At 51.9% G+C, this 11157-nt stretch carries 12 protein-coding genes; 3 read left to right on the top strand and 9 right to left on the bottom strand.

The window, feature by feature from the left end; translation table 11 throughout:
• Positions 1–63: 63 nt before the first annotated feature.
• Both LKK83_RS22080 and LKK83_RS22075 read right to left on the bottom strand, forming a co-directional pair.
• Positions 64–843 carry an exosortase-dependent surface protein XDP2 gene (locus LKK83_RS22080; RefSeq protein WP_324633515.1) on the bottom strand — a complete coding sequence of 260 codons (780 nt, stop codon included), beginning with the start codon at positions 841–843 and terminating at the stop codon, positions 64–66.
• Positions 844–1164: 321 nt separating this feature from the next.
• The gene (locus tag LKK83_RS22075) at positions 1165–2508 is read right to left on the bottom strand and encodes a pentapeptide repeat-containing protein (RefSeq protein WP_324633514.1); all 1344 of its coding nucleotides are present in this window, start codon (positions 2506–2508) and stop codon (positions 1165–1167) included.
• Between the two features lie 135 nt (positions 2509–2643).
• Here LKK83_RS22075 and LKK83_RS22070 point away from each other — a divergent pair, with 135 nt between their 5' ends.
• Positions 2644–3204, top strand: coding sequence for a glutathione S-transferase family protein (locus LKK83_RS22070; RefSeq protein WP_324633513.1), 561 nt, complete (start codon positions 2644–2646; stop codon positions 3202–3204).
• 58 nt (positions 3205–3262) lie between these two features.
• Here the strand turns inward: LKK83_RS22070 and LKK83_RS22065 are convergent, their stop codons facing one another.
• The 3 genes from LKK83_RS22065 to LKK83_RS22055 all read right to left on the bottom strand — a co-directional run bounded on the left by LKK83_RS22065 (position 3263) and on the right by LKK83_RS22055 (position 5305).
• Positions 3263–3400, bottom strand: a complete 138-nt coding sequence (locus LKK83_RS22065; protein WP_071880619.1) for a photosystem II reaction center protein K — start codon at positions 3398–3400, stop codon at positions 3263–3265.
• Between the two features lie 154 nt (positions 3401–3554).
• Entirely contained in the window at positions 3555–4673 is a 1119-nt protein-coding gene (gene tgt / locus LKK83_RS22060; RefSeq protein WP_324633512.1) for a tRNA guanosine(34) transglycosylase Tgt, read from the bottom strand.
• A 179-nt stretch (positions 4674–4852) separates the two neighbouring features.
• Entirely contained in the window at positions 4853–5305 is a 453-nt protein-coding gene (locus tag LKK83_RS22055) for a hypothetical protein (RefSeq protein WP_324633511.1), read from the bottom strand.
• A 197-nt stretch (positions 5306–5502) separates the two neighbouring features.
• Here LKK83_RS22055 and cobS point away from each other — a divergent pair, with 197 nt between their 5' ends.
• Positions 5503–6315 carry an adenosylcobinamide-GDP ribazoletransferase gene (gene cobS, locus LKK83_RS22050; RefSeq protein WP_442957354.1) on the top strand — a complete coding sequence of 271 codons (813 nt, stop codon included), beginning with the start codon at positions 5503–5505 and terminating at the stop codon, positions 6313–6315.
• Positions 6316–6676: 361 nt separating this feature from the next.
• Here cobS and LKK83_RS22045 read toward each other — a convergent pair whose 3' ends face one another.
• Together LKK83_RS22045 and LKK83_RS22040 are read right to left on the bottom strand one after the other, a co-directional pair.
• Positions 6677–8032, bottom strand: coding sequence for a hypothetical protein (locus tag LKK83_RS22045; protein ID WP_324633510.1), 1356 nt, complete (start codon positions 8030–8032; stop codon positions 6677–6679).
• 350 nt (positions 8033–8382) lie between these two features.
• Positions 8383–8580, bottom strand: a complete 198-nt coding sequence (locus tag LKK83_RS22040) for a hypothetical protein (protein WP_324633509.1) — start codon at positions 8578–8580, stop codon at positions 8383–8385.
• Positions 8581–8619: 39 nt separating this feature from the next.
• Here LKK83_RS22040 and LKK83_RS22035 point away from each other — a divergent pair, with 39 nt between their 5' ends.
• On the top strand, positions 8620–9090 hold the full coding sequence (locus tag LKK83_RS22035) for a CAAD domain-containing protein (protein WP_324633508.1): 471 nt from the start codon (positions 8620–8622) through the stop codon (positions 9088–9090).
• A gap of 136 nt (positions 9091–9226) precedes the next feature.
• Here the strand turns inward: LKK83_RS22035 and LKK83_RS22030 are convergent, their stop codons facing one another.
• Positions 9227–9592 (bottom strand): hypothetical protein, encoded by a 366-nt coding sequence (locus LKK83_RS22030; protein WP_324633507.1) that lies wholly within the window; start codon positions 9590–9592, stop codon positions 9227–9229.
• Positions 9593–10096: 504 nt separating this feature from the next.
• Positions 10097–10699 carry a hypothetical protein gene (locus LKK83_RS22025; RefSeq protein ID WP_324633506.1) on the bottom strand — a complete coding sequence of 201 codons (603 nt, stop codon included), beginning with the start codon at positions 10697–10699 and terminating at the stop codon, positions 10097–10099.
• Between the last annotated feature and the right edge of the window lie 458 nt (positions 10700–11157).

Genomic DNA, 11157 nt, shown 5'->3' with positions numbered 1-11157 from the left:
CAACGGGAGCTTTCTTTGCTTGCGCAGCAACGTTCCGTGGCCAGAGTATGGTTTGCATCTAGGCTAACTCGCAGAAGACCGCCGACGCCGAGATGCCACCAATGCCATCGCGATCGATCCCAAGCCTACAACCGTCCCCGGTTCCGGAACTTTCTCACCAACCACTTTCCAGTCCGGTCCATTGTAGAAGCTCGTCCCCTCAGCGCTGACACGAACGCCCTGAATCGCAGAAGACAGTCCTAAATCGGCTAAAGACACCCCCAGAGAACCGACGCGCTGCGAGCCACCAATTTCTATGGTATCTAGCCGGAATCCCGCATTATCCCAATTGCGCGAGTTGATGGTCAGGCTATCACCCAAAATATCCCCCGCTGTGTCGATGGCTTGAATCGTCATCGCACTGTTGCGCCCCCGTTCCCAGAAGAACAAATTATCCACCGCGTTATCAAACCACAGGTTCATGGAAAATTCGCCGCGATCTTCCCCATCGATAATGCTATTCAGGTTGGTATTTCTCAGTGCGGTTCGCGCTCCGTCATTGGTCAGCCGTTCCTCGGATAACCCCACTGTAGCTTGGTCTCCCTTGTCCGCACTACCGGCTCCGCTGTTTCCGCCGGTCCACAGGTCATTATGGAGAATATCCACCCGATCGACCAAGCTGAAGTTGCTCACGATTTTTCCGTCAAATTCTACGGCTTCGAGCCAAATATCTCCTTGCGACGGGTTGGTACTTAACGCTTCATCGTAGTGAGTGGTGAAGGAAAAGGCTTGTGCTGATGAGGCAAAGCCCAAACTACCCGCGATTAATCCAACACAGATTGGGGCATAAAGTTTAGCGTTCATTTTTCTTACCCTATTAACGTTGATGTATTTCCAGGGGCTGTGCCCTGTTGCTTCTGTGATAATATACGGTGCGTCTGTTTGTCTAGGAGATATGACCAACTTTTTTCATTCTTCATAGATATTGCTTTTTTCGTAAAGATTTAGTAAAAATACCGTATAATTATTGATACTTTAGTCGCTCGGGGTGCTCTTCTGTATTTTCTCGGATAAAAGCTGGCGATCGATCTGAAAATTTCCCGGGTAGATGGTGGGTGAGAGCCAGCAAAAGGTAGTCTGCTACACACACAGTTTTACCGCGCTTCACCCAATCGGGGGATGTTGTTATTGAAATGTGGTGCTTAAATCTACCTCGAGCAAATTGGTTCCGTCCAGATTCGTCCACTTCAAATTCGCTTTGGTTAAATCGGCTTTTCTCAAATCCGCGCCGCTTAAGTTTGCGCCGCGCAAATCCGATCGGGTCAAATCCACGCCGCGCAGATCCGCTTCGCTCAAATTCACCTGATTTAAACTAGCGCTGGTCAGATCCGCTTCTCGCAAATCGGCTAATTTTAAATTAGCCCCGCGCAAATCCGCTCGCGTCAGGTCTACCGACCTCAAATCTGCTTGAGAAAGATTTACCTGATTTAAACTAGCCCCAATCAGATCGGCCCATCGCAGATCGGCTCCTTTCAGATTGGCATCGGCTAAGTACGCTTTCCGCAAGTTCGCCCGCGTCAGGTCAATCCCCATCATCTCTGCATCACTTAAGTTCGCGCTACTTAAGTTCGCCCCGCGCAAGTCCGCGCCGCTGAGATCCACGCCACTGAGATTCACTTCGGAAAGGGAGACATTCGGCGCGATCCAGTAGGCCCCGGCTAAACTCAGTTCGATTCCTTCGCTGACCTGGGTTTTTAAGTCGTAGACGGCTTTTTGCAGGATCGCCCCTTTTAAATTCGCCCCGGTTAAATTCGCACCACTGAGGTTGGCGCGAAACAGGTTTGCCCCTTCGAGGTTGCTCTCCATTAATTTGGCATAACGGAGGTTAGCGCCGCGCAAATCCGCTCGCTTCAAGTTCACGCCGCTGAGATCGACGCCACTGAGATTGGCTCCGGGAAGCGCAATATCCGCTCCAATCCCGTAAGCGCCCATCGTCTCCGGGTCGAGACCCTCGCAGAAGCGGGTCCTCAAATCGTACACCGCTTTTTGCAAGATGGTTCCTCTCAGATCGGTCTCGCTCAAGTCTGCCGCACTTAAGTTAGCGCCGCTGAGGTTGGCTTCGGTCAGTTTGGCACCGATTAAGTTGGAGCCTTTCAGGTTGGCTCCCCTTAAATCTGCCTCACTTAAGTTTGTTCCCACTAAGGTGGTTCCTTTTAAGTTGGCACCACTCAGGTTGCACTCGCTCAGGTTGGCTAAGTTCAGGTTGGCGTCCTTGAGATCGACTCCCACTAAGTTCGCGCCCTCTAAATTGGCTCCAATCAAATCGGCATAGGCGAGGGTGGCTTCACTCAAATCTACTCCGGCTAAATTGGCATCTCGCAGGTAGGCTCCTCTGAGAGACGCGCCTCTGAGGTCTTTCTGATTCAGATCGGGGGCGAGGAAGTTGGCTTTTTTAAATTGGGGACTCAGGGGGTCGTTACTGTTCAATTCTGGGGGGATTTGAAATAAATCTTGATTGTTTTCTGGCATCGATTCGGCATTTGGGCAACTGAGGCAAAGGGGTGAAAAACTCAATGGCAGAGTCTTTTCTTCTTTTCCACGATAAACCTCTAGCCGTTAAAATCAACAGTGGCAACTCTCGCTGATTAAGGAGCACTGTGTGTCTTGCTAAAACTCTATGGCGGTGCCCGCAGCCGCGCTTCTATCGTTCAGTGGTATTTGGAGGAACTGAGCATTCCTTATGAATTCGTTTTGTTAGATATGCAGGCGGGCGACCACTTGCAGCCAGAGTACCTGAAGATTAATCCGATGGGAAAGGTTCCAGCTATTGAGGATGGAGGGTTTAAGCTGTGGGAGTCTGGGGCAATTTTAATTTATTTGGCGCAAACCTATGGGAACCTTTCTGACTCCGTGACGGAATTGGCTACGGTGACGCAATGGGTGCTGTTTGCTAACGCGACCCTCGGTCCGGGCATTTTTGTGGAATCCAGTCGCGATCGCGAGGTGCAGCGCCTTCTGAAGCCCCTCAACGATCGCTTCTCCCACCAACCTTTCCTCCTCGGCAACGATTTTAGCGTGGCTGACGTTGCTGTAGGTTCGATGCTCGCTTACGTGCAAATCATGCTGAAGCTCGATTTGAGCGCTTATCCGGCTGTGGTGGAGTATATCAATCGCCTCTCTCAACGTCCGGCTTTTCAGAAAACCATCGGCTCTCGATCCCATTAATCATCGAAGGGGCGCTCTCTCGAGCACCCCTTTCTCTCCCCGGGCTTTTTGATGCAATTTATCTAAAACCCACCGCCGCCTGCCACACAAACGCAAGCAGCAAGAAAAATAGGGGAATCAGTGGCAAAACGTCCACCAACGGATCGAAAATTTGATAGGCTTCTGGCAGTTTTGCCAACAGCATCGCTGCTTCCATACTCGATCTCTACCTCTCTAACAGAATTTTCATAATCGAAACAGATTTTAACATAAGCCGGGGTGAATCTCTCATTTTTGTCTTCTTCTCAATTTCTCTACTTTGCAGATTGCCAATTGAGAATAGGGGTAGAGTCAATGAGCGGATGGAAGGGTTACTCGCTTGCGCCCGGGGTCAGCCAGGGGGCAAATTCCTCGGAGAAGCGATCGCGCTTGATGGCGTCGCGAATCCGGCGAGTAAAGCCAATCAGCTCGGTGATATTGTGAATGGAAAGCAAGGTATAAACCAAAATTTCGCGCGATCGCCACAAATGATTCAAATAAGCGCGGCTAAAGTTCTGGCAAGTGTAACAAGGGCAAGACTCATCCAGGGGGGTAAAATCCTCGCGAAACCGAGCATTTTTAATATTCCAGCGTTCTCCCTGTACCGCCACCGCCCCATGACGCGCCCAGCGGGTGGGAATCACGCAATCAAATAAATCCACACCGGAAGCGATCGCCTGAGCCATTTCTCGATAAGTCCCCACCCCCATCAAATAGCGGGGTTTCTCCGCCGGGAGTTGCGGCGCACTCGCCCGGACGATTTTCTCGATCAGGGCCGGGGGTTCTCCCACACTCACCCCCCCAATGGCATACCCAGGTAAATCCAACTTCGCCAGCGCCCGGGCCGCTTGCGCCCTCAAATCCAAATAAACCCCCCCTTGAACGATGCCAAACAATGCCTGGTCCGCCCGGGAATGAGTCTCGATGCAGCGTGACAACCAGCGATAAGTCCGCGCCGTCGCCAACTCCACCGCCTCCCGAGTCGCCGGATAAGGGGGACACTCATCAAATGCCATAATGATATCCGCCCCGAGTTTGTTTTGAATTTGGATCGATCGCTCTGGAGTCATCTCGATGATGCGACCATCCCGGGGCGATCGAAATTTAACCCCTTTCTCCGTAATGGTTCGCAACTCGCTTAAACTAAAGACTTGAAAACCCCCCGAATCGGTGAGAATCGGGCCGGACCATCCCATAAACCGATGCAAACCCCCCGCTTGCGCGACAATTTCTTCTCCCGGTTGCAGGTGCAGATGATAGGTATTCGCTAAAATCATCTGAGCGCCCGTGGCTTTAAGCTGAGCGGGAGTAACGGTTTTCACCGTTGCCAAGGTTCCCACTGGCATAAACCGAGGGGTTTCCACATCACCATGTGGCGTGCTAAACACAGCCGCCCGGGCGTGGGTATGGCTGCAATTTGCCTGCAATTGAAATGTAAATTCGCGACCCAAAATGCCTTATTGGTTCCTCGTTGCGACTTTATTATAATTATATTGGCGAACGGTATTTTCTCATAGAAAAAGGTAAAATCGCGCAGCTCAAAACCCACCGCGCACTCATCGCCATTGCGGGAAAATACACGGTTCTTGCCTTGCTTGAAGGGTTGAATCCCTAGTTCAGATAGCTCGTTTCAGAACGGTAACATTCCTTCATCATCGATTTCAGCATCTAATTTAGCCGCGAGTACCTCTCTGAGTACCGCTTCTAATGCTGAGGTTTCGAACTGGCGATCGGTTCGCTCTTTCAAAGGATTAGACAGGGGAATCAATCTGAGCTGACGTCCTTCTTGAACCAGATCGAAGTAGGAGTCGGACTCGGGAGAGTGTTTCAGCTCGAGGCAATCAAAACTATAGACGTTTAAATATATGCCGTGATTGGCAATCAAAGTGGATCGTTCGGGATCGGCAAAGACCTCCATCACGTAACCCTCCCCTTGACTGTAGAGTTGACCGTCTTGGAGGTGCATGTAACGGACTTGACCGAGATCGGACAAAAGTCGGAGCATGTCCTGCTTGTTGACGACGATTCCGGTGTCGATAATGCAAGGTGCAGGCACTTTGGTATTAAATTTATCTGGAATCATGGACAAACCGCCTTTGGTTTACAATGGTGCCCTCAAAGGAAGTAGAAGCATCCTGTAGGTGCCCTCTAGAGGGAGATTTAAAAAAGCTTTTCTGGTTAATGTCGCCACGAGGGGCGAGTGATGCATAGTCTCGATTCAATTCTGGCACAGGTCAGGGTGGACCGGGATCCGTAAAATGGCTGAAAACTGAGAGACTTATGACAGATAATCGAGGGGTGCGATCGCCGATGAGAACACTGCGAAATGCAGCAGCAATATTTGGCAAGTTACGGTCCGGACTGGCGGCGGCGATCGCCTTCTATACCTGTTTGCCGGTTCCCCTAAATTGGACATTAGAATTTCGCGGGATCGCTCGCTTTGCTCCTTGGATTGGCGTAGCGATCGGCTTGCTTTTGGGTCTGTTGGATGGGCTGTTACAGCTATTGGAAATGCCCGTGCTGACCCGCAGTGCCATTGTCGTTATCGCCTGGATTGCCATTACTGGCGGACTTCATCTCGATGGTGCCATAGATACTGCCGATGGGCTTGGGGTGCAAGACCCCCAACGGCGATTAGAAGTGATGGCGGATAGCGTTACCGGTGCATTTGGCGTGATGGCAGCGATCGCGCTGATTTTATTAAAAACCGCAGCATTGACCGATTTGGACGCTCACCGCGCGATCGTCCTCATCGCCGCCGCCGGTTGGGGTCGGTGGGGACAATTGGTGGCGATCGCTCGCTACCCCTATCTGAAAGCCACCGGGAAAGGAGCGATGCACAAAGAATCCATGCACTCGCCCTGGGATCTGCTCCCGGGATTGCTGCTGCTTTGGGGCTTGAGTGGCGTCCAACTTCTGCTTGGCAGTGACGAGTGGATCGTCGCCGCCGGCATGGCCACCGGAGGCAGCGCGATCGCCATTCTAACCGGTGCTTGGTTTAACTACAAATTGGGCGGACATACCGGCGATACCTACGGCGCTGTAGTGGAATGGACCGAGGCTTTATTTCTCTGTCTGATCGCCGGATTGTAAGCGAATCTTTCCGGGGAAACGGTGCTTTTTTACCTGAAATCCTGAGTTTCATCCCCTTTTTCCCCCAGCAGCGATGCCGCCAAATTCCGCCTACCTGTTAATAATTATTAACGCTTGACTTGACAATTTAAACCTTTTTTGATAAACAATATGTTTGAAATTTGTTGCTAAATATTGAGTTTTATTTCAAAGAAAAGCCCCATCCCCGAGACGGGTGGGGCTAGACAGACAACCCTTGCCTCGATGCAAGCTAATTGAACTCCACACAGCGACCCATTCCCCCACATCGCCACAGGTAGGGGTCAAGGAGCGTCACAATAGTGCGACAATCCACACATAAAAACCGAGAGGGCAACCCAGATTACTTCGGTTCGATACGGACTTTCATCCCTTCAACGCGCAGTTGTTTGCCGCGAAAACCGCAGAATTCGCCATTCGCCGCTTCGGGAGTGTCGCCCACATTCTCGATATGCGCCCGGTAATACACACTGTACTCAGCTTTCGCGTCGCCGGTCAAAGCGATCGCAAATCCTTCGATCCGTCGTCCTATGCCCCGGGTGCCAACAAATTCACCTTCGCTCATCCAAGGCGTATCCCCCATCCCTTGCAGGTAAGCCATATAGCGCAGACCCAAACCGGGAATCGGCGGATCGATGTGAATGGCAAATCCTTCCAGACGTTGTGCCTGACCCCGGGTCCCCGCAAATTGATTTTCCCGGAAGATGCGATCGCCCTCGCGTTCGATATGCGCCAACACCTTCAGTCCCACACTGCCACCCCCACGGGCCGCAGGTGCCCGGGATTCCATCCCGGGCTGTTGCCCCTGGGGTACCCCCTGTGTCGGGGATTCATCCATACTGGGCAACACAATCACATCGGGCAAATCAGAGGAGGGCTTGGGAGGATCGAGCAGCAACCGTTCCGCCTCCGACTCAGCATCCATTTCCGGCTCATCATCCCCGGCAATTACCACCATTTCTGGCATCCGCCGCCCCACAGGCGGCGGGGGAGAACTCGCCTCTACCGGCGTTTCCACCTTTGGCTCTTGGACGGGAGGTTCTGTGCTCGGCGTGGAGTGGGGCGACACTTGTAATTTGCCTCGGGATGCTGCTACCGTGAGCGGTTTGCCAAACGCCCGGGCCGCTACTTCCACGAGAATGCCCCATTGCTCGTCGCTAATGTCTGCCTCGGGGTCGATTAAGGTCAGTAACGCGCAGCAGGGATGCTTGCCAGAAATCAAGGTCTCTACATCAATGGGTAAATTATTCGCAGGAGCATTGAGAATAATGCGGCGCAGTTCTTGTCCTTTTTCCTGGGCGGCTTGCAATGGCGGAAAATCCTTTAGATCGCGATGGGTAAGGGCTAAAAAGCGATCGAGAATGGCTAAGGCTTTTTCGGTGTCGTTTCCCTGTGTGGATGGGGAAGTGGCGATCGCGTGCAGTATGCCTTCGAGATCCAACAGGGAGGAGACTTGGGACGGTGCGACGACTCCCGAGGTGCCCGGGATGCCCTTCGATTTTGCTAGTTCGATGATTTGCGATCGCACTTCGGCAAAGTCGCGCCGATAGGCGATCGTCTGCTCGATCGCGGATTCATCCACGGGAACCCCGGCTTCTTTGAGTTCCACCGCCGCCTGCGACAATCTCGTACTCAACCCAGGCAATCGTTCTTTTAAATTTTTTAGCTGTTGCTGTAACTCGTTATCGTCGGGTTTCATAGGCCATCCATCTATGGGGTTTCGATTTTATTGTCTCTTGTCTCGGTCAACACCGATCCGGCAAGTTTCATATTATTTCACCGCATTGGCCCATGAAATCCCAACGCCGGCAGGCACAGCGTTTTGCAAAACAAATTTGGGATGAAATACCTGTGGCTGTCAATCCCTCAGAAAAAGGGATTTCCTGCGAAATCGGGATGTTTGATGAGCGTTGTTACGAGTTATACAAGTTTTCTGCTCTGCCAGCCCCCGGGGAGCGATCTCCTCAGCCGTTTCTTCCGATTCAGCCCTTAACGAGAATCACAGAATCAGGTAAAAATTTCGTCGGTAGAGCCGATTTTTCCTTAAACTTAAGGCATCTCTTGCGATCGCCCTGCAAGGGGGGCGATCGCTCTACCGGACGCTCGCCCCCATTTGCGGCAAAATACGATCCGGGCAACCGATTTGCGATCGCCCCGGAGGCCCCCTTGGGGTAAAAAGGCGATCGCTTGCAACAGGGTCAGGCTGACCGCTACAGTTCCACGGTTGGCACCCTGATGCACTGCCAAGTTACGATCGAATAGTTGTTTGTTTGAACAGGAGGAATAATGAATCCAAAAACCGAAACTTCTGAACCCTCTAACCCGAAAGCCGAACAGTTGGCCCAAGAAGCCGAACAGCTCAGAATGGATGTCAAAGACGAACAAGCCGGCGCACTGGCAACAGTGCCGCCATCTGAGCGAACCAGCGATCGCTTCCAAGAGATTACCGATCGCGTGATGGCGGTGTTAGCCGAAATGCCCGCTTATGTCAGTGGTTTTTTCAGCGACTATCAAAAACCCATTGTCACCCTGAGTTTATTCTTGGCGGCATTAGTGACGGTCAGAGTCACCCTCGCCGTGGTGGATGCTATTAATGATATTCCATTGCTCGCACCATTTTTTGAATTAGTCGGGATGGGCTACTCTGCTTGGTTTGTCTATCGCTATTTACTGCGCGCTTCTAATCGTCAAGAATTGGTTCGCGACATTTCCGCGTTGAAAGAACAAGTCATCGGCAAAAGCTCGTCTGAAGTTTAAACCGATCGCTGTGGGGTGGAAACCACAAGTGAACGAGCGATCGCCGCGATCGGCGAGGGTAGCTCCTTGTGCGCTTAGGACGAACCGAACTGTTCGTCCTAATTTCTATTGGCACTGGGTTAGAACACTCCCTCTGCTAAGGGTTGGGGTTAATTCGCGACACTGCTTTTACCGTTAAGCGCAGGCCATCCAGGCACAGCACCAATTCTTCTACCGTAGTCACGGCGTTCATGTCAAAGCGATCGCTGATATCCACCCCAAAACACTCGCAAAAATCTTCACACCAGCGGATTTGCCAGTCGAACCAGCACACCAAAGGCAACTGCAAATCGCCGTTTAAGCGATCGCTCGGTCGCACTCGGGCAATTTCCAAACCCGAATATTTTCCCAACTGATTATATACAAAAGCAACCACCGGTTTAGCAATACCGCGCGGTTGCCAAAAACAATTAAACCACTCATCTAATGTCAGCGCCTCTCGCTGACACAATAACTGATTCACCTCTTTCCTAATTTTCACATCAGGGCTGAGATCGGTGTAGGTGCGAAGACCAAATAGTAGATTTTTCAACTGGCGCAGCATAAGCCCGTGCGCTCCCTTACCTTACCTTTTCCCCAGTATTCCCACCAATCTGTTGGGTTTCTCATCTGTGGATTTTGCGATCGTTTTTGGGGGTGGTTTGTCTCCTACACCCTAGCCCACCTCAAACCGCAGCAAGTCCGTCCTGGATGCCACCCACCCTGCACTTTGCCCCCTCCCCCACCCGGACCTTTTTCGATCCTCTCGCCCGGGTTAAACACCATTTAATTTGCCTAACATTTCTCTGGAATCTGTGAGGGAAGGCTGGCATAAATCTCCCAGCCCTAGAGCATTTCCCCGCATCCATCGGCCAAAACTTCGCCCTCGCGCGATCGCAATTTAAACCGAACAAACAAAACGGGTGAACTCTCGCCCACCCGTTTCCACGCCACCGTCACCGCTATCTCGCGGCTCCCCAAGCGCCGGCTATGGCGCAGGGGTGGCTTCCGTAGCTGGCGCTTCCGACTCCTCTACAGAGGGTGAAGCTGTGGGTGCTTCGGGTTCGGCTGCTTCGGGGTCGGGAGTTGAACTCCCCGGTTCCGCCTCCGGTGCAGGAGTCGCCTCCTCGCCGGGACTGCTTTGGTCGGTGGGCATCCCATCTTCCTCAGCTTCGAGGGGGTTTTTTCTAGAAAATCCCGGCACTAGCATTTCCATCAACCCCTCCCCGTTCTCTTCTCTTGCCGATTCCGCCGGTTCGGACTCGGTGGAGCCTGAGGAAGGCTCTTCTACTCCAGCACTTGTCGCACCGGACAATAAATCGGGCAACATAGCGGGCGAGTCACTGACACCCGGAAACAAGGCGGGAGACTCACTGGCGCGGGGCAATGGCGGCTTCTCCCCCCCCAGGGGGTTCGTCGCCTCCGGCATGTTAAATACCGAAGTAGAAAAGGGTTCTGAAAAATTCAACTTCCCCTCCATCCCCATCACAGACCACCCAAAAATTGCGCCGATTGTGGAGAAGGCAACCAAAATGGCCAGTTTTTCTTCAGATCCAAGTGGATTATTTCCAGGAGAACCAGGATTAGACATATTCGAACACACTCCATTTTATAGACTTCACATTTTCCCCTTGGCCTCAGTTGCGCGAACTGGGTTTTATTATCAATCGGAGGGGAAACTAATTTGAGGAGAAATTCTTAACAGGCTTTGACAAAATTAAGTTTGAACAACTCCGGGCGATCGGGGTTTGTTCTCCAAAAACTCGCTAGTAAGCGGGTCGGCATCGGCATAGGGCAAACGGCTTCTAGCCAGGTTCTTGTTGCACTGCGTTGGCGAAGCACGCTTACGTCTCGGGAGCGAATGTTACCCCATTCAATGGCTAACCCCTTCAAGAGAAGTAACCGAGAGTCTGGAATCCCCGTAACTTTAGTTCGGGGAGGAAAGACGAACGACGGTTTTAACCGTCGTGATTTAAACAACGCACAGTTTGTTTGACCTGCGAATCAGTTTAACTTTCTTAGGGGAAAATTGCCCAATTCGTTTCCAAT

This window comes from Phormidium sp. CCY1219 (assembly GCF_035615515.1).
Taxonomy (GTDB): domain Bacteria; phylum Cyanobacteriota; class Cyanobacteriia; order Cyanobacteriales; family Laspinemataceae; genus CCY1219.
The sequence above is the reverse complement of the archived record's forward strand: the minus strand, read 5'-3'. Positions and strand labels throughout refer to the sequence as shown.